Below are 21,996 nucleotides of genomic sequence, written 5' to 3'. Positions count from 1 at the left end.
TTCAGAACTTGGCAAGTGCCTGGTCAACCAGTTCTTCTGCCTTATCCAGCGTTTCTTTGGTCAAAGCGCTGTTATGGACACCTTCACTGTTTTCAACAAAGACAAAGTCCCAGTAGAACTGTGCATCACGATAGAGTGAACGAACAGTATCAAGATCTTCATCCGACATGGTTCCATTGTTAACAGCATCTGTCAGCTTCTCATCGAGCTGAACCAGCTTCTCGCCGATCTCGGTTTCCCGTGTCGTTGTTTCATCCTGAATTTCCTTGACCTTTGCCTTCAGAGCATCAAGGTCCGAATGGCACTGAGCACATGTGCTGTTCATGATCGTATCGCTCTGTAACGGTGAGATCCAGTAATGACTTGTATAGGTTGTGCCATCTGCCGCCGTTTCCTTGGCCATATGGCAATCCGCACAAGTCAGATCGAAGGATTTATGAATGCCTCCTTCTCCATAGTAAGTCTCAAACTCTGGATGCTGAGCCTTCAGCTTGCGCGTGCCTGTGGATTCATCCACCCAGTCAGCAAACTGATTGCCTTCTGTATCTTTCACTGAATTCTCATAAGCCAGAATGTCTTCCGGATTCATCGTATCCAGACCATGATAGCCAAGCGTTGTCGCCTTGGTTTCCGGATCGAAATAATACTCCGTATGACACTGAGCACAGGAGAGATCCGCAGCCGGCACCGTATTCAGGTCATCCCCGAGCGCATCTGCCAGATAACCATGGGTCACATACATCTCACCCGGTGTATTCTCATGGCAGTGGAAACATCCGAAGGGATCCTGTACTTCACTCTTGAAGTCATCAAAAGCCATAGCATAAGCACTGTCGCCTTCGTTCAGCACCTTAGCAGTGAAATCTGATGTCTTGCAGGTAAAGCAGTTTGCAAGCTTATGCGGTCTACCTGTGGCATAGAGATCATCAATATCGTAAGTATGACCTCTGGCACTGCCATAAGAGATCGCAAAGCCATAGCCTTCATACAATGTCTTGAGGTAAGGCGACTGTTCAAGATAGTCAACCACCTCATCATTCTCATTATTCTGCATGAAAGTCTCATATTCGTTGGTAAATTCAGAAGACCAGTCATCTGCCTTCGTTACCGTGATGCCCGTACCAGTTTCGGCGATCTTGGCGCCAAGAACAACTTCTGTTTTTGCAGGTTCTTCCCGCTGTACGCCCGCCGTGACTGTTTCTGGTTTATTATTTCTCCCGATCAGACCAAGACATATGGCAACGACGAATAATCCGGCTGCTGGCAGTTCACCTTTCCATTTGCTGTCCATAATAATCTCCTTTTGTCTGAGACAATTACCTATTGTTATTTTATTGACATTCGCGGTACTGCGTCAATTGGAAAATGACCATTTTTCACAGCGGAGCAGCAGGATGGTCCAGCCGTCCTTCTCTTGCCGGCATCTATTTCCCAGTGAAACAATCCGGATCAGATTCCTTCAATTCTGAATGCTTCAGCGGCTGTTCTCCGTGTTTTCTCGTATACCGCCTTTTTAGAAAATGCAGATTGCTGCACATCTGTAAACCAGCAATTCAGAAACAATTACCTCCGGAAAAACTTGCCAGCAAGTTTGAATACCAGCACAGAATTCAGATCAGGTTTAATGCGTTTATATACTTTCTCAGATTCAGATCTTTTACTAACAAATGAAAAACCGGCTGATCTGATCCGAGCGTAAGCTTCAGATCAGATCATTACCGGTGTTTAAAATCAATGCTTCTTCAGTATCATTCCCGCTCCGACAGCAACAATCAGAGAACCCATCAGTTTCATCATTGTGCCGAACGGGCTGAATGAATCTGCTGTATTCGGAACCTGTTTAGCAGGAACGACATGTGTCGAAGAAGTCTTTCCTGCGATATTTGTCTGAACCGTCTTCGCTTCTCCGGAAGCTTTGTCCGGCTTGGAAGTTGCCTTAGAAGCTTCTGTAAATACATACAGAGGATTAGCAGCGTCAGACTTGTCGATATTCAGCGTGAATCCATCACCTGCTGAAATATCATAGTCAGCATTCTCGGAAGACACATTTACCTTGAAGCTGGTCTTCTTCCTGACAACTGCAGAGAGCTTATTAGCTGAACTGATTCTCACAGTGCCGCCTTCGCTCACATGATCAACTGCTTCCTAGTTATCCTTCATGAAACAGCCCTGGCCTTCAAGGTCATTGCATAACACGCATTTAACTAATACGAAAACAAGAATAATCCTTATATTAATAGAGACTGTCCATCTGAATCAGAAGATTTCTTCATTCTGCATCTTTGTGCGTTCATTTCGGGCATAATGAAAGGAGCTTTCTCTCCTTCCTCTGTTCACTTCAGAATGGTTCCGAGAACCTTGTTCACGGTCTTTCCGTCAGTCTGGCCTTTGTACTTTGCCATCATTTCCTTCATGACCGGCCCCTGATTCTTCTTGATCGGATCAAGACCCTTCTCCTGCAGAATCGATTCGATTGCTGCCTTGATCTCATCTTCACTCATCTGCTTTGGCAGATAGCTTTCCAGAAGAGCAATCTTCTTGTTGGTCTCTTCCAGAACATCCGTACGATCTGCAGGAGTCTCTGCCAGAGTCTCTCTGGTCTGCTTCAGTTCCTTCTGCACATAGGCAAGCTCTTCTTCCTTTGTCAGAGTCTTGCCGCCCTCTTTTTCTGCCAGGGCAATACTGCTGATCAGAAGACTCAGAACGCCTTTTTTCAGAGTGTCATGATTCTTCATTGCCATCATGTTCTCTTTGCGAAGCTGTGTAAGTAACTCTCCCATTTTTATTCCTTCTTTCCCATTAAAGCAGAATCAATTGCCATAGCACTCTTCTTAGCTGTGGCAGCTGCTTCTACTACTGTTTTAGCACCAAGTCTCAGATCACCGGCAGTCCATACCTTATCCAGGCTGGTCTTTCCGTCGTCGTCAGTCTTCAGGTAATGCCATTCATTCAGTTCCGGAAGCGTGTCTCCGAATACGGAAAGATCGATCGTTTCACCTGCAGCGACCAGCAGCGTATCACACGGAACCTCATGATCGGTATCCGGCAGGATCTTCGTCACGACTTTGCCGTTCTCATCGGTGACATTCTCGCACTTGCGGAAAATGACAGAATGATCTCTCACTTCAACCGGTGCTTCAAATACTGCAAACTGAACCCCTTCGTTCTTTGCCTCTTCTACTTCAAGAGGATTCGCAGGCATGTTGGCAAACGTCTTGCGGTAATAGACCCAGGTGTCTTTTCCGAAACGCTTTGCAGTCCGGCATGCATCCATGGCGACATTGCCGCCGCCGATGACAATGACGTGCTCTCCGAGATCTTCCGGCTTCGGATCCTTGAGCCAGCCGATTGCATGCATCACATGCGGAAGATCCTCTCCCGGAATTCTCAGGGCTCTCGGTTTCACGGCGCCGCTTGCCACGAGCACTGCATCATGATTCTCAGCAAGACTGCTGACCGTCACTTCCGAGCCGATCTTCACGTTCGGATGGAACACGACTCCAAGTTCCTTCAGAATGCGCTCATAGGCATCCGAATACTTCCGATCAAGCCGGAATGGCGGAATACCATAGCGCAAGACCCCTCCTGGGCGTTCATTATCATCATACAGGTCAATCGCATATCCCTTCTGAGCAAGCAGAATCGCAGCCGTCATTCCGGCAGGACCTGCCCCGATCACGGCAGCATTCTTCCCATTCTGCTCGGGCTTTTTTTCATGATTGTTCAGCAGATATGCTTCGCTGATTTCCTGCTCGATTTCATACCAGCGGACAGGGACATTTCTTGCATTGAGCACACAATGACCATAGCAGAACTTCTTCCAGTCACATACCTGAGAAGTAACTGCAGTCATCGGGTTATTCTGAAACAGCACTCTGCCTGCTTCTTCCAGCTTGTCCTCCCGATAATATCTCATGCACTCAGGAACCGGGGTATGAATGGGACAAGCATCCGAACATCTTGGTTTCGGGCAGAGCAGACATCTCATCGCTTCCTGATTCTTCATGATATGTTCTCCCTTCTGCAGGGAACATTATAATACATGTGCTCTTCTTCAGAAGGTCTTGCCTGGCAGAAATATACCAGCTCTGAACAGAATGTGATGCATTCCTGTCTGAAGGTGTACCGCAGCAAATACTGAAACTCATCTCAGCAGAATCCATGTTCGTGCACATGGAAAAGACAGTTCCGATTTCCCATTCCATCCAGACGTTAACAATCACGGAATATTGTGCATAAATGCGCGGAAATTAATGCTTGACTCCATACATGTTCGGCGCTATATTTTACGTCGCTGTGAACTAAGGAGGATACTGTACAGATACATGAGCACGAAGAAAACCCTGACGGACTATGCGTTCGATATTCTGTCTGCCGCCGGAAAGTCTGCCGCCTTCAATGATCTGTTCGAAGCTGCCGCGGAAGCTGCGGGAATTCCTGAATCCATGAAGAAGGTCAAGAAGCGCAAGCTTTACGGAGAACTGAATGATGACAGCCGTTTTGTTTCCCTTCCAGGCAACGTCTGGGACCTCAAGAATCGAGTGAAGTTCGAAGACACCCAGCATAATCTCGATTTCGAAGATGACAATGATGATGACGATGATGATATGAGCCTCGAGGATTCTGACGAAGACGAAAAAGAAAATGAGCTCGATGTTCCGGGGGAGAGGATTGAATACTAGGCTGCGCTATGCAGTCTTTTTTATATTCGAAAGGCAGGTGTTTCCACCTGCCTGCATGCAATATTCTGTATCGGTTCCGTCAGATCAGCAGATACTTCAGAACGAAGAGCACTGCCAGCACATACATCAGCGGTGACAGATCCTTGCCCTTGCCAGTCAGGAGATGAATGACTGCGCAGCTGATGATTCCGAATGCGATGCCATCAGAGATGGAATAGGAGAATGCCATCATGGTCATGCAGATAAAGCACGGAATGGCATCCGTCAAATCAGACCAGTTGATCTTCGTGACCTGCTGAACCATCAGGAAGCCGACGACGATGAGTGCCGGTGCTGTTGCAAAGCTCGGAATGGTGAGGAAGAGCGGAGTCAGGAAGAGCGACGCAAGGAACAGAACGCCGACCGTGCAGCTGGTCAGACCGGTTCTGCCGCCTTCGGTGATGCCGGAAGAAGATTCCACAAAGGTTGTGATCGTAGAAGTTCCGCAGCATGCACCAGCAACGGTACCGACGGCATCAGCGAGCAGGACGCCCTTGATTTCCGGGAGCTTGCCATCCTTGTCGAGCATGTCTGCCTTGGAAGCACAGCCGATTACGGTTCCGATAGTATCGAAGACATCGACGAACAGGAAGGCAATCACAACAGCGAGGAAGTCCAGGAAATGGCTGCCGATGAAGCCGAAGTCAAACTTCATGAACGTGCTGGACATGGAAGCCGGAGCAGAGAAAATCGCAGTCGGGATGACAGAGAAGTAGGAAACTCCATCCGGATGATAGAGACCGGTAAGTTCGCACAGGATTCCAAGTACCCAGGTAATCAGAATGCCATACAGCATATAGCCTTTCTTGCCCTTGATCAGCAGCAATGCTGTAATCACGACGCCGATCATAGCCAGAATGACGGTGATGCCGGCAGTGGTGAAGGTTCCGGTTTCAATAGAAGTCTTGAAGGAGAACAAGCTGACGAGCGTGGAGGAATCCACGATGATGCCGGCATTCTGCAGACCGATGAAGCAGATGAATAAGCCGATGCCGACGGATACAGCAGTCTTCAGAGAGAATGGGATGGCATCGAAAATCTTCTCGCGGACGTCTGCCAGAGACATCAGGATGAAGATGATGCCTTCCACGAGAACTGCCGTCAGGGCTACCTGCCAGGAATAGCCCATTGCCCCGCAGACCGTGTAGGCAAAGTAAGCATTCAAGCCAAGCCCGGCGGAAAGCGCGAATGGCTTGTTGGAAAATGCCGCCATGGCGAAGCAGGCAATTGCTGATGCGACTGCCGTTGCGGTGAGCACGGATCCGGCATCCATTCCGGAAGCACTCAGAATGCTTGGGTTGACAGCCAGGATGTAGACCATCGTCATGAAGGTCGTGATACCGGCGGTCAGTTCAGTCTTCACATTGGTGTGGTTCTCGCTAAGCTTAAATACCTTTTCAAACATGAAAAAATCCCCTTTCTGCCCACATATCAGAAACGAGGAAAAACGGTCTGCATTCTTCCTATCCCCTGAAGAGTGCAGAATAGTCTCTATATCAATCGTAGTCCCGCAGTTATGGCTGCAGGGTAGAGACACTTCCGCCAATCCGAAAGCATATACGATATGTGGATACCCGGGTATTATAGCATGTCTGACAGAAAATCGGTCGGGTGTTCATATTTGTGCTAAAATTTGCCGTACAGGAGGCCGATATGAAAAACTTCGTATTTATTTCTCCGAATTTTCCGAGAACCTACTATCAGTTTCCGAAGGCCTGGAAACAGATAGGCGGCACTTCCTTATGCATCGGAGAAGACCCCTATGACTCTCTTTCAGAAGAACTGAAGGAATCGATGGATGAATATTACCAGGTCAGTTCAATGAAGGATTATGACCAGATGTACCGGGCAGTGGCATGGTTTGCACATAAACACGGCAAGATCGACTGGCTGGAGTCCAACAACGAATTCTGGCTGGAGCAGGACGCTAGACTCCGGACAGACTTCAATATCACGACTGGTGACAAATCCGATTCCGTGATGCGGTTCAAGACCAAGTCCAATATGAAGGCATTCTATGAGAAGGCTGGCGTTCCTACGGCCCGCTGGCATCTGGTCACGACGATCCAGGAAGGCCAGAAGTTCGTGCAGCAGGTCGGCTATCCGGTCATCGTGAAGCCGGACGACGGCGTCGGTGCCAATGCGACCTGGAAGATTTCAAATGATCAGGAGCTGGAAGACTTCTATCATCAGAATCTGCACTGCCAGTACATCATGGAAGAATATGTTCCTGGCTATATCGTGAGTTTTGACGGCATCGCCGATCAGAACAATCAGATCATCTTCAAGACCAGCCATGTATTCCCGGTTGCCATCATGGATATTGTGAATACAAAGGGAGAATGTTTCTACTATAGTGTGAGAGACATTCCGGAAGATCTGGATCAGATGGGAACTGCTGTCATCCATGCCTTCGGAATCAGAGGAAGATTCTTTCATACCGAATATTTCCGGCTCACGGAAGACAAGCCGGGACTCGGAAAGAAAGGCAGTCTCGTCGGCCTGGAAGTTAACATGAGGCCGCCGGGAGGATATACGCCGGACATGATGGACTTTGCCAATGACATCAATGTCTACCGGATCTATGCCAACATGGCAATGTTCAATGAAGGTCTCTACAAGACCGATCGGCCGTATTACTGCGTATATTGCGGTCTGAGAGATTCGGTTGCCTATGAGCATGACAGTGCTGCGGTCTACCGCCAGTACGGGCAGGCTATCTGCATGCATGAACGCATGCCGGGGATCCTCGGATCTGCAATGGGTGATGATGCCTATATTGCGCGTTTCCGCACGATGGAAGAAGTCAATGAATTTGCCAAGTACGTATTTCTCCGCAAAGGCAATGTAGTCTCTCCGGACGAAGCGGCAAATGAGCTGGCTGAGAAAGTCAGCGAACAGGAAGCAGAAAAGGCCAGCACGAAACGGAAAAAGGCTGCAGGGAAAAGCGGAAAGACGGAATGAAGACAGAATATTTCAAGGAATACAGCAATAACCTCGGAAGAGATATGGAGTACAAGGTATACGGCCATGCCGGGAAGCCCGTCCTGGTATTTCCGAGCCAGGATGGCAGATTCTTCGATTATGAGAATCAGGGAATGATTGAAGCAGCCGCTCCGTATATCGATGCCGGAAGAATCCAGATGTTCTGCTGCGACTCCAATGATCAGAACAGCTGGTCCAGCAAGAGCTGGGACAACCGGGCCCGCATTGAGTCTCAGGAAGCCTATGTGCGGTATATCACCGAAGAACTTGTTCCGCGCATCCGCGAGATCAGCACTGCTGCAAATAACGGCAGACAGCCATCAGGCATTCTCACTACCGGATGCTCGATGGGCGGCACGCATGCGCTGAACTTTCTGCTCAGAAGACCGGATCTCTTCTCCGGGTGCATCGCTTTATCGGGTGCTTACAATGCAAGGCTGTTCTTCCCGGATTACTTCGATGATCTGGTCTATGCGAATTCCCCAGTGGATTATATCAACGGGATGCCATATGACCACCCTTATGTGGAGATGTACCGTCACCGCGATATCATCCTCTGCTGCGGCAGAGGAGCCTGGGAACATCCGATGCAGGAAGACAGTGCCCGCATGAAGGAACTGTTCGAGTATAAGAATATTCCTGCATGGGTTGATTTCTGGGGACCGGATGTTGCCCATGACTGGCCATGGTGGCGTAAGCAGCTTCCGTATTATCTGAACTTCGTATGCTGAACAATCTGTCTGCTGGTTGTGTTAAACTATAGGCACGCGCCTATGGCGGAACTGGCAGACGCGAAGGATTTAGGATCCTTTGGGAAACCGTGCAGGTTCAAGTCCTGTTAGGCGCACTGAAAACGGAGAGATTTCGGTCTCTCCGTTTTTCTGACTGCCAGCTATTCTGATGCAGAATCAAATAAGGATCAAATGACAATCAAATAAGAATATGGCTTATTTAAGCCTTTTTCTTTTGTTCTCATCGGAATTATCTCAAGTGAATCAAGTAAAAAGCGCAGAATGTCATGTGCCCGACATAGAAAAGCACAGCTTGTCCAGCTGTGCATAAGTGATCCAGCAATAGAAGATATCGTCATTCTTTATGGAATGCCCGGTAGAATGCCTGCATGAACGAGTTCATCACGACATTGACCGGCTCGTTCTGATTCAGGCATTTTCTGATGCAGTCCTTGAACTCATCCAGATTCATCAGATCGAAATCAAGATCAGCTCGCTCATCCGGGCGCTTATGGAAACGTTCAATGTATTCCAGATACAGATCTGTCAGTTCCTGGTCAATCGGGCCATGGTAATTCCGGAAATCTTCTGGTTTCAGAAGTGCTTCCGTTTCATATCCCTTCTTCAGGTCCACGACCGGAATTGATACCGTTTCCTGCCGGGAAGGAATCTCCACCGCAGCAATCTCAGAAGCCCGGATATTCTGGGAGAAGAAGCCATTGAGCAAGGCAACGGAAAAAGAGTCATCGGATGCGTTCTTCACTTCTTCAGGGTTGGAAAAATAACCCGAATGGCGGGAACCATCTTCCGTGACAAGGGTCACAAAGCTCTGCAGATAAGGAATCAGTTCTTCTTTCTTCATATAACCTGAATTATTATAAAGTGCTTGTTCCTAAATTACATCAGCCTTCATAAAAAAGTCCGGCTCACAGTTCCGGACTTTCTGTTTTCAGACACGTTGCTGGTGAAAGGGGGATTCCAGCAGCATATCTCCGCGCAAGCTCTTCCTTTTACTTGCACTGATAATATAGCCAAAAATCACCGCAGATCATTGTCAGAACCGTGTGAAATTATGTGAAAAAGAATTCCCGAGGCAGAAAAAGCAGCGGGAATTCCCGCTGTCAATCTGTCATGAAATCCTTGAGTCTTCTGGAACGTACCGGATGAGAAAGCTTCCGGAGTGCCTTTGCCTCGATCTGGCGTACCCGCTCACGCGTCACACCGAACTCTCTGCCCACTTCTTCGAGAGTCATCGGACGGGAACCATCCAGTCCGAACCGCAAGCGGATGACCTGCTCTTCACGTTCTGTCAGTTCGCTGAGAACCCGGTTGATCTCTTCCTTCAGAAGCTGACCTTCTGCGAAGTCTTCCGGACGCTGTCCGGTCTTGTCTTCAATGAAATCGCCCAGGTGCGCATCACTCTCATCACCGACCGGTGTTTCCATGGAAACAGGATCCATCGTAACCAGCTGAAGTTCCTTGACCTTTTCCGGAGTGATATCCTTCAGTCTTGCGGCAATCTCTTCCGGCGTCGGATCTCTGCCGAGCTCCTGCACCAGCTGACGCTGCATGCGCACGACCTTGCCATTTGCCTCAACCAGATGAACCGGCAGGCGAATCGTTCTTGCCTGGTCAGCAATCGCACGGGAAATCGCCTGGCGGATCCACCATGTTGCATAGGTGCTGAACTTGAATCCCTTATCCGGATCAAACTTATCAGCAGCCTTCATCAGACCGATATTGCCTTCCTGGATCAGATCCAGAAACTGCATGCCTCGGCCGACATATTTCTTGGCAATCGAAACTACAAGACGCAGGTTCGAAGAAACAAGCAGCTGCTTCGCTTCTTCATCACCCTGCTTCATGCGATGCGCGACATCCAGTTCCTGCTCTGCAGTTAACAGCGGAATCTGGCCGATCTGCTTCAGATAGCTGCGAACCGGATCGCTGGAACGTACATTCTCGAGGCCATTGAAGTCCGGAACGGATTCCGTTTCTTCGTCTCCTTTGTCCTCATCGTCGCTGTCTTCATCGTCCTCATAAGCAGCGTCTTCTTCCATGACCTCTTCTGCTTCTTCAAGGTCTTCTTCAGAACTTCCGATCAGGTTTTCTTCATTGAGCCAGTTCCAGAGCTGATCCGTGTCTTCATCGTTCAGCTTCATCGCCGTGATTGCTTCGGTGATGTCTTTCTGCTGCAGCTCGCCATTCTTCTGATAGACTGCACGAATCTCTTCCTTGAGTTCGTCCAGGCTCTTCAGTTCCTTTTTCTTCGGATCCCGGTAGATATTGATAATCGGATTTACTTCCGGTTTCGTCTTTTTCGTCTTGCTTGAAGCCATTCCTCAGAACACTCTCCTATATTTATTGCATCTGACATATTAAATGTTTTTCTCCCGATTGAGAAGACTTTTTTCGTGAAAAAAGCAGATCCGCAGGGATCCGCTTTCCTCGCTTCACAATCGCATTTCAGCTTAGCCGATCAGCTTGAACGGAACAACATCCTTCACAGCGAATTCCGGTGTGATCCGTTCTCCGTCATGATCCAGATCAATGAGCACATAACGATCATTGCCCATGCCGAGTTCCTTCATATAAGTAAGCTGACGGAATCCGTGACGCGTAGACATGCGCTCCCAGAGGTCATGACGATCGCTTTCCTTCATGGCATGAACCAGATCCACCGAAGCCTGATCTGCAGCCAGAATATCTGCGGAAGCCAGAATGCCGACATTCGGAGTCACAACCGGAGCAGCCTGCACACCCTCGCAGTCACAGGACACCGACATATTTCTCATCACATTCACATACGTGATATGCTTGCCGAAATAATCAATGGTAGCCTTGGTGGACTCCGTGATCTTCTCCATCAGCTCTTCCTGATTGACGCCCCACTGATCACCATTCTTCGCATGAATCATGCCCTTGCCGATTCTGCCATCCGCACAGCCGATGCCGATGTTCTTGTTGGAACCGCCGAAGCCGCCCATCACATGGCCCTTGAAATGCGTCAGGATGATCAGAGAATCATAGTTCACCATATGACTTCCATGCGTCATATGATCAAACCACTTGCCGCCCTTCACCGGAAGATCCACCGTACCATCTTCATCCATGATGTCAACCGGGCAGAACGTCCAGCCATTGACCTTCAGCGTCTCACGATGCTGTTCTGTCGTATAGCGATCGCCTTCATAGAAGGTATTCGTTTCCACGATGCTGGCATCCGGGCATTCCTTTTCCATGAATTCCTTTACCCATCCATGCGGAATGATATTCGGTCCATGTTTCTCACCCGTATGAAGCTTGACTCCGATCTTGCCGGAGATTCCTTCCTTCACTTTGTCATAGACCTTCATCATTCCCGCTGCAGAAAGATCGCGGGTAAAGTAAACAATGGACTCATTTCCTGTGCGTTCCTCATAAGGAACATAATAGCTGCCATCACGCATCATCATCTGATCCTCCTCGATGTGCATAAGTATAACTCATTTTCCATCTTCTGAACTTTTCTATGACCGAATCCATCGCAATCGAAAGGCATTCCCGATACAGTGCCGAAGGCAGATAGAGCACCTTCGTCTTCGCACCGATGCCGGATACATTCTTCATACCCATCCTTCTCGCAATTCGAAGACTCCGATACAGATGATAGCTGCTTGTCACGACTGCAATTGATTCATCCGGACTATCCAGCATCTGCTTTGAATATCTGAGATTCTCAATCGTGCTGCGGGACTTGTCTTCCAGACGGATTCGGTTGCGGTCAATCCCCATCTCCATCAGCACTCTTTGCATGCATTCTGCTTCGGAGCAAGGTTCATCAGCTCCTTTTCCTCCGGAGACAATGCAGCCGCAGTCAGAATGTTCCTTCAGATAATCAGCAGCACTCCGGCACCGGTATCGAAGCGCATTCGAAGGCCCGCCATGCGGCATCACTCTGGCACCGAGCACAAGCAATTCCCGGCAGTTCTCATCCGGATCGCTCATACATGCATGAAGAATATGCATGCAGTTCACTGCGAGCATTGCCGTATACGCACATACCGCAGCAATCCACACCGCAAGCAATCCTCCCCGAAGCACTCCATGCTTCAGAAGCACAGAACTAACAAAGAAGAATCCTCCGGTCAGATACCAGGCAATACTGAACCGGTTTCCCTTTTCTCCGATCAGGATCACGGTTCCGTAAATCCCCATCAGAATACCAATCACCAGAAGAACCATCACCGGATGAAATTCGTCGCATGGAATGGTTCATAGACAGGTTCTTCCACTCCAGCCTTCTTTCCTGCCTCAATACACTTCAGCAGCCATGCCATATTCTCGGCCAGCGTCCGCATCGTCTGCAGCCCTTCAGCATCCTGTTTTGCTTCTTCAGCATTATTGCCATGAATCTGGTTCCAGTACTGTGAAGTCACCAGTGGCATATTCGACATTTCAAAGTATTTATTCAATCGTTCGAACGAAGCTGTCGCTCCGCCTCTGCGGCAGGAGACAATCGCAGCCGCAGGCTTGCGCACGAACTTCTTTCCGGCGCTGTAGAACAGCCGATCCAGGAAGGCGCAGATCTGCGAATCCGGGCCGCCGTAATATACCGGGCTTCCCACTACGATTCCATCATATTCCTCAGCCTTTGCAGCAACCCGATTCACTGCATCATCAAAGATGCACTTTCCAGCCTTCCTGCACTTGCCGCAGGCAATGCAGCCATGAATTGCTTCATTGCCAAGCCACAGCATTTCCGTCTCAATGCCATGTTTTCCTAACTGCATTGCAACTTCTGACAATGCAACATCCGTGCATCCATGCGGATGCGGGCTTCCATTGACTAGCAGTACTTTCATATTCCTTCACTCCTCCATAATGTATCCAAAAAAGAACCTGGAATTGCAAATGATCCACTTCAGATTTCTGCCTGTGCTTGCAATCATGAAGTGCTCTGCCTTTTCCTTACTCAGTCTGATGTCCTTCAGCTTCAGCCAGAGACAGGAATTCCCATCATCCTGGAAGATCTCCGGTCTCAGTTCCGGCTCCGGACACGGCACAGGTTCTTTCATATTGACCAGTTTCTCCAGAACCGCTTCATAGGCAATCTCATTGTCATAATGACTGTTATGAATGGCAAAGTATACTCTGATCTTCTGCTTCTCTTCAAGGGATCTCTGAAACCCGGCAGCACGCTTTTCCTGCATGCCATGATGCAGAGAATCAATTCCCATCCAGGCAGATCCTTTTTCCCTGCAGCACTTCTCGAACGCAAGAATCGTATCTTCTCCATCTAATAGGGTTCCATCACTTAGTCTGATCTTCCCGAGTTTCATGAACAGCGACTGATTCAGGAATGGCAGTGCATCTCTTCTCATAAGTGACTCTATTATATTTCACCGCCCGGAGCCTGTGAAAAATCTATTCCCATTTCTTGGACCTTGTGGTAATATAAACAGGCATCCTTGAGATGAGTGCTTAGCTCAGTTGGGAGAGCACTTCCTTGACGTGGAAGGGGTCATGGGTTCGAGTCCCTTAGCGCTCACCATATTGTACATAAAACGAACACTGCAATTCTGATCACTGATTCAGTTGCCGCGTTCGTCTGCACGTACTAAAAAAGAGCACGCCGCAGAAGGCCGTTTTTGAGCCGTCTGAGCGTGTTCTTTTATTTTGTGGGTATTTCTCCATCCATGCCTATAATCGTTGCATGTGGCTTAAATTTGATCGGAATCCGGGCATTTCTGAAGGAATTACAACATAAAAAGCCGGAGCATCTCTGCCCCGGCCGTTCTTATACTTTCGATCTTAAATACTCTTGAATCTCATCGCTGGCCTTCTGCATGCCGGCCTTGTTGTTGCCGCCCTCAAGATTGGACTTGAGAAGCTGCTGGCTTGCGTTAAGGTTCAGCCTCATTATTTCGTGGAAGTCTGCGAACTCCTCGGCCTTGTCGATATTTTCGGCTTCCAACTTTTTCAGCCTCTCATTGTCTTTGCGGGAGTAGTCCTCAAGGTTGGCAATCCTGACATCAGTAGCCGCTCTCCAGCCTTTTGACTTAATCTTGCCTATCAATGCCCAGATGCCCGCCAATGCTCCAGCGATGCCACCGCAATACAAGATGATGCGTCCTGCCAATGAAAAGAACTCATTGACCGTTCTTATTGTGGTTGGATCCATCACTGCTTTGCATCACTTTCTACTTCAGTATTTTTGCTCATGGGAATGCTGATAGCCTGATCAATGCCTGTGGCACCGAAACCGGATACCAGACCGGCCACAAACGTGGAAAAGCTGACAGAGCCCTGCATCCAGAATGCAAAGATGATGCCACAGCCTGCCGCTACAAGCGGCAGATACTTTGACTTGTCACCCATAAGTGGCTTGATAATAGCGCAGATGATGTACACTGCAACTGCCACCATGGGCAGCATGTAATTACTCCAATTCATAAATCCCTCCTGAAAACTGTCATTCTCCAAGTTGTCATCTCAGCAGATCGTTGACCCGTGTCTGAATCTGGTTGGCCACATTAGCTCCAAACTTGGCCACAAGTGCATTTCTGCGTTCTCCACCATTGCCGTAGTCTCCTCTGATGACCTTGCGTGCCTCTGCATCGATATTCACAGATGTGCTGGCAGCAGCACCAAGCATCTGATTCACTCTGGCCTGTACTTCATCGTAATGGCTGCCGAGTGCTGTGCGTCTCTGATCACCATTGCCATATTTGCCAGCGATGACATCTCTTGCCGCTGCATCCACGTCAAACACTGCAGGCTGACTGGATGAACCGCCGCCAAGGATCTCATTGACACGAGCCTGGACAGCATCATAGTTTGCACCAAGAGCCGCCCTGCGCTGATCACCGTTTCCAAACTCTCCGGCAATGGTACGCTTAGCCAGATCATCAATGCTGCCAGTTGCCGCATTAGGCTGAGTGCTTGCTGCAGAGCCAGTACCAAGCAAAGCATTCACCTGATCACAGATGTAGTTGGTGTGCTCCTTGATGTAAGGACCAGGGCACGATGTTGCAGAGTAGTCGCAATGTCTCAGCAGTGTGCCGTTCTTTCCGTTGTAGTACAGGCGGCTGATGCCGTTTCTCTTGCAGATGTCTGCGCACAGCTTGATCAGGGATGACATTGCTGCGTCGCTGATCGGCCAATTGCCGCCCGCCTGAGAGTTGGCAACCTCGATGGTGACAGTGTTTCTGTCAGGTTCCCAGCCGGATGTGGTCCACGCTCTGTAAGCCTCATCGACATACTGACCGATCCGGCCATTGCTGTCGATGCCATAATGAGCAGATGCCTGCCTGTTTTTGAAGACATTGCCAAGTGTTTGCAGGCTGAGATTGCCAGCCTGGTGATGGATGACAATGCGGCTGATCTTGTTGCCAGCACGGTCATTCCAGTGGCCGGAAGTCATGTCACGATAAACTACTAGTGAAGAGTTACTCATTTCTGTTCTCCTTTCTCAAGTTCAGCCGGTGTATCAGTTCCCTTGCCATCGTTTTCGAGTGGTTCAATTGTTGTGTTTTCGTTTGCCATATAGTTTTCTCCTCTTTACTGGTACGAAAAAGGCGGACTATTGATCCGCCTTTGTTGATGCGAGCTTCTTAGTGTTCTCCTTCAGTTTCTCCTCAAGATAGTCCTGCGATGCGGATACATTGAATCCGTATCCGTTCGTGCCTTTGAAGGCATCCTCCGGGAGATCAAAGAAGGTGCTGAGAATTGCCCGAACTTCTGCAAAGCTGAGAGTTGTCACCGACGTCATTATTCGGTGTCCTCTTCATCGCCCGGAATCTTCTCATCCGGGTATTTCTTTTTATATGCCGCCTTGATGGCTTCCTGAGCCTCCGGCTTGAATGTTGCTACCTCATCCCAGGTCAGCTTTCCCTGGTGAATTCTGATCGCCATGAATGTGTACATCTGATCATTCCTCCATCATTGTTGCTGCCAGCATGTCCTGCACAGCCTGTGCGGTTTCCTCCTGAGCGTCCTGCAGAGCCTTGAGCGCTGCATCAATAGACGCAGGCTGTTCCTGCTCCGGGAGGGATGCAATTGGAGTGTAATCGAGGTACTTCTCTGGATCCGCCTTGACTTCCTCTTCTGTGAGGGCATCGGTGCGGAATTCGTTGAAGTCGTACTGGTACTGTGTGATCGGTTCAGAGGTATCGTCCTCAGTATGGGAGCTCTGAGCCGGTGTGGTCACTTCTTCTTCGTTTAGGCAGATCTGGAACTGGTTAATACCGTCCACCAGCGTCATTCTGACTTCTGGCTGCTTCTCGCTGAATAATGCTTTTGTCATGTTGTGAAATCACCTTTCTCGCTTTCTTCGAGATCTTGAAGTAGTTGTACTTTCTGCAGAATCTCAGGCTGTTGCTGTGATCAATGAAGAGTCCACTGTAAGAAGAGAGCTGCCGGGCATGTCTGACAGTCGGCTTGCGGTTAAATGTATTGATCGCGCGGATTGTCTTGACATAGTCCCGGTGTCTCATTGTTATGTGGTCTCTGTAAATCTTGTAACCAAGTACATCGACGTGGGCATCCGTGTTTCTTGGATTCAGATCGATCATCTGCCAGTCATCATGCAGATGCATTCCTTTTGACTCAAACTCAGCCGCGTCTCCGCGTATTGCATGAGCCAACTGGCTTGCGTTGCTGCCGAGAAGATAAATGTCGTCAACGTTGAACATCTGGTGCTTCACTGCATTCTGCTTTTTACCTCTTCTGGTTGTGATATACTTCCGCTCGTTTGAGTGGTAAACATCCGCCACATACAAGGCACAGAGCCGAATACTCAGGACAGAACCGATGGGCAGACCTTTCATGGATTCCTCCAGTCTGGTCTTCAGATCCGGATCCCGGTCCATCTCATTGATGAACCTCTGCGAAGGATGCCCGGTATCCATCGTCTGCAGCAGTGTTGCGATCAGCCAGAGAATGGCATCGTTTGCAACGTGCCGGTCTAACCATCCCATCATGTTCGCATGATAGATGGAAGCATAAGCACGCTGCAGATCAGCTTTGATCATCTTGGTGCAGGTGTAGACCCGTTCCTTCTGACCATTGCGTCCGATCCTGACTTCAGTCTCCTGAAGCCACGAGAACATAACAGCAGCACCGAAGACCGGTCCCTGTTTAGGTTTGCAAGCGATCTGATAGTATCCGATGTACGGAGCCAGCTCGCCCAGTGAGTTATACGCGATGTAGTCATAGATCTGCTGCTTCATGCACTCGACTGCGATGATTCTTGTTTTTCCGTTCGACTTGTCCTTTCGGACATCGTACTCAATCGGATCCACCACAATGTGGCGGTTCAGAATCTCCGCTTGAATGATATCGATCAGCTTCTCTTCACTCCCGCCGCATTCTGCTTCGAGCCGCTTGACGTCCGGTCTTGTGATCAGTTCTTTCAATGTCTTGTGCTTTTCACAGTCATGAATTGCCCGCCGGATAAATTCTCTGTCTGAAATATCAACGTTTTTGCATTTTTTCTTCATTTTGATTCTGTAGTAAATAGCGATTGTTGCTGTGTCTGACCGTTCGATTACTCTACCAGGCCAGCCTGCTCTCAGCCACTTTGCGCATTCCGCGCAGGTACGACAATGAAGTCGCAGCGCTTGGTCAAGGAGCGCGCATGACAGCCGTTAAACTTTGTTTATATAAAGGCGATGCATCCACACCGCCTACCTTTGCCGAGTTAGGATTTTCACGCAAATCGCAGCAGCCGTAGTTCCAGTTCGTCCTGGACAGGTCGTTCCTGCAGTTGACATTGCAGAGACCGTCGTTCGAGCCGTTCCTGAGGTTGCCGACATGGCTGCCATACCCCGTGTTACAGTATTTTGAAACTTTTGAATTATTTAGTAGTGAAAGACAAGAGAGGGGAGGGCCCCTCTCAGGGGCTGCGCCCCTGATTCACCCCCACAAGCAGGGGTATCAATCGCAGCAGCCGGAGGCCCAGAGCGGCCTGGACAGGGCGTCCCAGCAGGAGACAGAGCAGAGACCGACGTACGAGCCGATCCCGAGGTTGCCGACAGTATACTTCTCTCTGAGTGTACCGTCTTCCCCCTTGCCAGACTGTGGACCCCATACTCTATCACCAGTGCCGATAGAGTCACCGCCACCGATGCTGCAAGGGCAGAAGGATCCAGTATCCGGATCAACATAGATATCTCCAGACCAGTAGTCACCTTCTGCAATTGGAATCCCGCCAGCTAACGTGTATCCCGTGTGTGCATTAGCGACATGCTTGACTCCGCGCTTTGCTACATACTGCAGCCATAAGCCGGAACCCTCGTCTCTCTGCATGACCACATTCGAGTCGATGATAGCCTGTCCGTTCATGTATTCTGTGCCGCCAATACGGAAAGTATGGCATCCGTCTGTGTTGGATAGATAAGAGCCGTCAAAGTGGCCGATAACCTTGTCTGTTTCACCGCTCATGCACGGCATCATGGAAACATAATCATCAACCGTGACATTGAATGCTTCAGGAACGTCCAGAGTCAGAGCTGTGTATTCTGTGCCGGAAACAACAACCTTCTCGATGCTCTTGATCTGTGCTCTGTTCACTACATCGTGAACCGTTGCATAGTTTCTATCCTGTGTGACCGCTTTATTATTATCGAGGCATGTCCCTACAGAGACGCACGCACCGACGTAGAACTTGCTCTGATCAGCAATCAGAACACGCTTTGCAGATTCTTCAGCAACTGCGATCTTGCTCTGTGCGTTCCATGTATCAACATGGCCTCTGAAGAACTTCTGGCTGTTTTTTGTCTTGTATTTGATGACCATCATCAGGAATGCGAACAGTGTTCTCTCGGATCCGGATCCCCAGTATCCTGCACCCTTCTTCTGGTATTCAGTGATCATGGAATTGTACGAGTTGTTGTAAGCCGGTACACCGTACTGGGACCGCAGGATCTTCTTTGAATCGCCTGATGTACCTTCCTCATTGCTGATGCTATAGAAGGCACTATGCACATAGAACGGAAGAACAGTGCCATCTGCTTTGATCGCCTCAATCCAAGGGACAAGTCCGAGCTCTGGATGCGGAGCATCGCTCATGTAGTAGACATCGTATGTCCCATGATTTTCCACTTTGTACCAGAAAGTTGCATACACGTTGCCAATGTCAACTTTTCCGGTCTTGGCGAATCCCGGCATTCCTTCCACTGCAGTCGGACGAGCAAAGCCATCATCATCTCTGGTGTAATTGCATCTGGTCCACTGGAAGATCTCGGACTCCTCCGCAAAGTCATCCTGTCCGGCTTCGGTATCCGTTGCCGGTTTAGCAACAAGTCCGATGGAATCCAGCATTGCCTCTCCAACACTGGACGTGTTGGTTGCATACTTCCAGATCTTGGTTGCGAATACCTTTCCGGATCTTCCACCGATGAACTGAGCAGCCAGTTCCTTTTCAAGTTTGGACTTCAGTCCCATTTCATCTGCGTTTGCGTAGACATTCTGCAGAGCCGCCTGATAGGCAAGCTGAGCCATCTGCGCACTGTTTGGCGCTTCATAAGTCACGCCGTTAATTTTCTGTGCCATATTCCTCCTTACTCATCCAGAGCATCAATGTTCTGCGTGATGCAGAGCCGACGCCTCGAATTTACGAAAAACTTGAAGCCGTTGATCTGTGCATCGATCCGGTCCACGTCCGCCTGATGGGCTTCCTTTGCCGCATTCAGTTCGCTTGTATGCCTTGCGGACAGATCGGACACGGACTTCGTGACTGCTGCATAATGACTTGCTTCTGTGTCGTGAGCCTCATTAACCGCTCCGACGATTGTGCTCTTCGTCCTGGTCTTCAGATCGGACTTTGCACCGACGTCATTGATCAGCTGATTCAGATCGGCAGCGGATGCAATCGCACCAGTGTCGAGCTTCACGCTTACCTGCTCAGCATTAGCTACCGCAACATAGGTTTCAATCTCGATCAGCTGAGGACTGACTGAGTTGTATGGCGGCATGTAATCTGCCTGACCATCGACAGCCGTGACGATGGCATACAGGCACTCTGTGCTGGACTGCTTCCCGGCTTCACAGGCAAAGATTCCGAACTCGTTGACGTAGTATCCATGCGTCAGTTGAAGATTGGACAGCACTCCCAGAAGGGAGATCGTGCTGTCGTTCACTTTTCTGACTCTGGACACGCCGAACTCCTGTTTATTCTGTCTGAGAGCTGTGGCGCCCTGCAGAGCAGAAGTGGACCATGTCCCGGATCCAGCCTGGACCTTTGTGAACTCAATCGTGCACTGCCCCGCGAGAGCTTTGGTGATCAAAGCAATGCCTCGATTAGTCATAACGACTGAATTGAACTGTGCCATGTTTTAACCTCCTTTTCTTCATATCTGGATTTTTTTATAAACAAGACATGCACCTCCCGCATGAGGACCGGCCGCGTCCACTCTGGACGAGAGATGCCGACCTTCCGCAACGGTCTGTAGTTTGATGCTTCCAACCGCAGTGCCGATATATGCAGACCCGTCCTCCCGGTAACTCAACTGTGGGCTGTTGTTTACCGTGTAGAACCGGTTGGTCGCTTCCATAGCGCCAATATGTAATTTTCCTTGTGCCTTCTTGGAGAAGGTCAAGGCAATCAGATGAGACCTGACGTTCTTAACTCGAGCGATGATGCGGGATATCTGTTCCGCTGTCTCCGGTGTAGAACGAGCATCGACCACAACTCTGAACTCATTCGGCTTATATCCGCCTTCATACCACTCGACAACATCACCAGTGCCGAAGATCGTCTGCAGCATTTCAGCCACAGCACCAGTCGTCCCGGCATGGGATCTCCACGAGAGTGCGTTCTTGACAAGCGTCCGCTTTGTGTCAAGCGGAAGCGCCTGATCGTAGTACATGACTCTTAACTCGACTGCCATGTAGTCCAGAACTTCTTCATCCAGATCGTCGATATCGTAAGAAACACCGACCTTCGTTGAGAGAACGAGAAGGTGAGCGATCTGTAACTTGATCGCGTAACTAAGAGCCAGAAACTCAGGGCTTTTTTCATTCGGCCATAGGTCTTTCAGCTCGCCGTCATGAATATCAATCATCTTCAAGCCCTCCGTAGGTGATCGTCTTGGATCCGAGCTTTGCAAGGTCGGTGTCCCCGATCTTGGTGAAAGCCGGAGCCTTGAGCTCAACTCGCTTAGCACCCGCAAGAATGATGCGCTTCACCAGCTCTGACGGATTGATATCTCGTCCGATCTTGGACCGCTGCCACGTTGCATAGTCATTGACAGCTTTTTCGACTTCCTGCTGAATCGTCGTTGCCGTATTTCTGTCAGACGAATTGATCCAGTAGGTGAAGGAGACATCATAGCTGACTTCCTTCGGCGCAGAAACGACGATCTTGTCATTCAGTGGCTTGATGGTCGGATCCTCCAGATAAGCCTGCAGTGCTTTGACAACAGACTGGCTCGGCACTTCGTCATTCAGTAAGAAGCAGACATCCACTTCACCTGGAGCATTGCTGAAAACGCGCGCGTCTGTGATCTCCTGATTAAAGGAGCGGATCCAGAACTTATATGCGTCCTCGGTGCCAGTTGTGGAGTGCCGATCCGGTG

General features: G+C 49.4%; 25 protein-coding genes, 2 tRNA genes and 1 riboswitch. Of the genes, 5 read left to right on the top strand and 22 right to left on the bottom strand.

Features of this window, described 5'->3' with window-relative positions:
* Window position 1: 1 nt before the first annotated feature.
* The 4 genes from C7E00_RS02230 to C7E00_RS02215 form a co-directional block, all read right to left on the bottom strand.
* Window positions 2-1,291, bottom strand: a complete 1,290-nt coding sequence (locus C7E00_RS02230; RefSeq protein ID WP_105302731.1) for an ammonia-forming cytochrome c nitrite reductase subunit c552 — start codon at window positions 1,289-1,291, stop codon at window positions 2-4.
* A 440-nt stretch (window positions 1,292-1,731) separates the two neighbouring features.
* The gene (locus tag C7E00_RS02225; protein ID WP_135358136.1) at window positions 1,732-2,112 is read right to left on the bottom strand and encodes a hypothetical protein; all 381 of its coding nucleotides are present in this window, start codon (window positions 2,110-2,112) and stop codon (window positions 1,732-1,734) included.
* Between the two features lie 221 nt (window positions 2,113-2,333).
* Window positions 2,334-2,780 carry a GatB/YqeY domain-containing protein gene (locus C7E00_RS02220; protein ID WP_105302729.1) on the bottom strand — a complete coding sequence of 149 codons (447 nt, stop codon included), beginning with the start codon at window positions 2,778-2,780 and terminating at the stop codon, window positions 2,334-2,336.
* A gap of 2 nt (window positions 2,781-2,782) precedes the next feature.
* Window positions 2,783-4,006, bottom strand: coding sequence for an FAD-dependent oxidoreductase (locus C7E00_RS02215; RefSeq protein ID WP_105302728.1), 1,224 nt, complete (start codon window positions 4,004-4,006; stop codon window positions 2,783-2,785).
* 319 nt (window positions 4,007-4,325) lie between these two features.
* Here C7E00_RS02215 and rpoE point away from each other — a divergent pair, with 319 nt between their 5' ends.
* Window positions 4,326-4,682: a DNA-directed RNA polymerase subunit delta gene (gene rpoE / locus C7E00_RS02210; RefSeq protein WP_167836428.1), complete on the top strand. Its 357-nt coding sequence runs from the start codon at window positions 4,326-4,328 to the stop codon at window positions 4,680-4,682.
* Between the two features lie 79 nt (window positions 4,683-4,761).
* Here the strand turns inward: rpoE and C7E00_RS02205 are convergent, their stop codons facing one another.
* The gene (locus C7E00_RS02205) at window positions 4,762-6,126 is read right to left on the bottom strand and encodes an NCS2 family permease (RefSeq protein WP_105302726.1); all 1,365 of its coding nucleotides are present in this window, start codon (window positions 6,124-6,126) and stop codon (window positions 4,762-4,764) included.
* A 78-nt stretch (window positions 6,127-6,204) separates the two neighbouring features.
* A riboswitch (purine riboswitch) is annotated at window positions 6,205-6,304 on the bottom strand.
* 70 nt (window positions 6,305-6,374) lie between these two features.
* Between C7E00_RS02205 and C7E00_RS02200 the strand changes: the two genes are divergently transcribed.
* From C7E00_RS02200 to C7E00_RS02190, 3 genes are all read left to right on the top strand, one after another.
* On the top strand, window positions 6,375-7,685 hold the full coding sequence (locus C7E00_RS02200; protein WP_105302725.1) for an ATP-grasp domain-containing protein: 1,311 nt from the start codon (window positions 6,375-6,377) through the stop codon (window positions 7,683-7,685).
* Window positions 7,682-8,437: an esterase family protein gene (locus tag C7E00_RS02195; RefSeq protein WP_105302724.1), complete on the top strand. Its 756-nt coding sequence runs from the start codon at window positions 7,682-7,684 to the stop codon at window positions 8,435-8,437. The genes C7E00_RS02200 and C7E00_RS02195 overlap by 4 nt, the downstream gene beginning before the upstream one ends.
* A gap of 36 nt (window positions 8,438-8,473) precedes the next feature.
* Window positions 8,474-8,553 (top strand) — tRNA-Leu (locus C7E00_RS02190).
* Window positions 8,554-8,792: 239 nt separating this feature from the next.
* Here the strand turns inward: C7E00_RS02190 and C7E00_RS02185 are convergent.
* The 6 genes from C7E00_RS02185 to C7E00_RS02160 all read right to left on the bottom strand — a co-directional run bounded on the left by C7E00_RS02185 (window position 8,793) and on the right by C7E00_RS02160 (window position 13,800).
* Entirely contained in the window at window positions 8,793-9,299 is a 507-nt protein-coding gene (locus tag C7E00_RS02185) for a hypothetical protein (protein ID WP_105302723.1), read from the bottom strand.
* 259 nt (window positions 9,300-9,558) lie between these two features.
* Window positions 9,559-10,776, bottom strand: a complete 1,218-nt coding sequence (gene rpoD, locus C7E00_RS02180) for an RNA polymerase sigma factor RpoD (protein WP_105302722.1) — start codon at window positions 10,774-10,776, stop codon at window positions 9,559-9,561.
* Between the two features lie 132 nt (window positions 10,777-10,908).
* Window positions 10,909-11,892: a DUF362 domain-containing protein gene (locus C7E00_RS02175; protein ID WP_204378539.1), complete on the bottom strand. Its 984-nt coding sequence runs from the start codon at window positions 11,890-11,892 to the stop codon at window positions 10,909-10,911.
* Window positions 11,879-12,649: a YdcF family protein gene (locus C7E00_RS02170; RefSeq protein ID WP_167836427.1), complete on the bottom strand. Its 771-nt coding sequence runs from the start codon at window positions 12,647-12,649 to the stop codon at window positions 11,879-11,881. Before C7E00_RS02170 ends, C7E00_RS02175 begins: the two co-directional genes overlap by 14 nt.
* Before the next feature lie 11 nt (window positions 12,650-12,660).
* A complete protein-coding gene (locus C7E00_RS02165) occupies window positions 12,661-13,281 on the bottom strand; it encodes a flavodoxin family protein (protein WP_105302720.1) in 621 nt (206 codons plus the stop codon).
* A 6-nt stretch (window positions 13,282-13,287) separates the two neighbouring features.
* On the bottom strand, window positions 13,288-13,800 hold the full coding sequence (locus tag C7E00_RS02160; RefSeq protein ID WP_105302719.1) for a hypothetical protein: 513 nt from the start codon (window positions 13,798-13,800) through the stop codon (window positions 13,288-13,290).
* A 94-nt stretch (window positions 13,801-13,894) separates the two neighbouring features.
* Here C7E00_RS02160 and C7E00_RS02155 point away from each other — a divergent pair.
* Window positions 13,895-13,970 (top strand) — tRNA-Val (locus tag C7E00_RS02155).
* A gap of 246 nt (window positions 13,971-14,216) precedes the next feature.
* On the opposite strand, the gene C7E00_RS02150 is transcribed toward C7E00_RS02155, so the two are convergent.
* The 11 genes from C7E00_RS02150 to C7E00_RS16595 all read right to left on the bottom strand — a co-directional run bounded on the left by C7E00_RS02150 (window position 14,217) and on the right by C7E00_RS16595 (window position 21,925).
* The gene (locus tag C7E00_RS02150; RefSeq protein ID WP_105302718.1) at window positions 14,217-14,600 is read right to left on the bottom strand and encodes a hypothetical protein; all 384 of its coding nucleotides are present in this window, start codon (window positions 14,598-14,600) and stop codon (window positions 14,217-14,219) included.
* On the bottom strand, window positions 14,600-14,872 hold the full coding sequence (locus tag C7E00_RS02145) for a phage holin family protein (RefSeq protein WP_135358134.1): 273 nt from the start codon (window positions 14,870-14,872) through the stop codon (window positions 14,600-14,602). Before C7E00_RS02145 ends, C7E00_RS02150 begins: the two co-directional genes overlap by 1 nt.
* Before the next feature lie 34 nt (window positions 14,873-14,906).
* Window positions 14,907-15,875 carry an N-acetylmuramoyl-L-alanine amidase gene (locus C7E00_RS02140; protein WP_105302716.1) on the bottom strand — a complete coding sequence of 323 codons (969 nt, stop codon included), beginning with the start codon at window positions 15,873-15,875 and terminating at the stop codon, window positions 14,907-14,909.
* A 126-nt stretch (window positions 15,876-16,001) separates the two neighbouring features.
* Window positions 16,002-16,190, bottom strand: a complete 189-nt coding sequence (locus C7E00_RS02135) for a hypothetical protein (RefSeq protein WP_105302715.1) — start codon at window positions 16,188-16,190, stop codon at window positions 16,002-16,004.
* Window positions 16,190-16,345: a hypothetical protein gene (locus C7E00_RS16095; protein ID WP_167836426.1), complete on the bottom strand. Its 156-nt coding sequence runs from the start codon at window positions 16,343-16,345 to the stop codon at window positions 16,190-16,192. Before C7E00_RS16095 ends, C7E00_RS02135 begins: the two co-directional genes overlap by 1 nt.
* Window positions 16,346-16,349: 4 nt before the next feature.
* The gene (locus tag C7E00_RS02130) at window positions 16,350-16,724 is read right to left on the bottom strand and encodes a hypothetical protein (RefSeq protein WP_135358133.1); all 375 of its coding nucleotides are present in this window, start codon (window positions 16,722-16,724) and stop codon (window positions 16,350-16,352) included.
* On the bottom strand, window positions 16,660-17,919 hold the full coding sequence (locus C7E00_RS02125; protein WP_105302713.1) for a reverse transcriptase domain-containing protein: 1,260 nt from the start codon (window positions 17,917-17,919) through the stop codon (window positions 16,660-16,662). The genes C7E00_RS02130 and C7E00_RS02125 overlap by 65 nt, the downstream gene beginning before the upstream one ends.
* A gap of 436 nt (window positions 17,920-18,355) precedes the next feature.
* Window positions 18,356-19,972, bottom strand: coding sequence for a hypothetical protein (locus C7E00_RS02120; protein WP_105302712.1), 1,617 nt, complete (start codon window positions 19,970-19,972; stop codon window positions 18,356-18,358).
* Between the two features lie 8 nt (window positions 19,973-19,980).
* Window positions 19,981-20,751 carry a phage tail-collar fiber domain-containing protein gene (locus C7E00_RS02115; protein ID WP_105302711.1) on the bottom strand — a complete coding sequence of 257 codons (771 nt, stop codon included), beginning with the start codon at window positions 20,749-20,751 and terminating at the stop codon, window positions 19,981-19,983.
* An 18-nt stretch (window positions 20,752-20,769) separates the two neighbouring features.
* Complete coding sequence (locus C7E00_RS02110) at window positions 20,770-21,483, bottom strand: phage tail protein I (RefSeq protein ID WP_105302710.1); 714 nt, start codon at window positions 21,481-21,483, stop codon at window positions 20,770-20,772.
* A complete protein-coding gene (locus C7E00_RS16595; protein ID WP_476692366.1) occupies window positions 21,476-21,925 on the bottom strand; it encodes a hypothetical protein in 450 nt (149 codons plus the stop codon). Before C7E00_RS16595 ends, C7E00_RS02110 begins: the two co-directional genes overlap by 8 nt.
* Between the last annotated feature and the right edge of the window lie 71 nt (window positions 21,926-21,996).

This window comes from Anaerolactibacter massiliensis (assembly GCF_900290205.1).
In the GTDB taxonomy this organism is placed as follows: Bacteria; Bacillota_I; Bacilli_A; order Erysipelotrichales; family Erysipelotrichaceae; genus Bulleidia; species Bulleidia intestinalis.
This window is presented reverse-complemented; position numbering and strand designations above follow the sequence as displayed.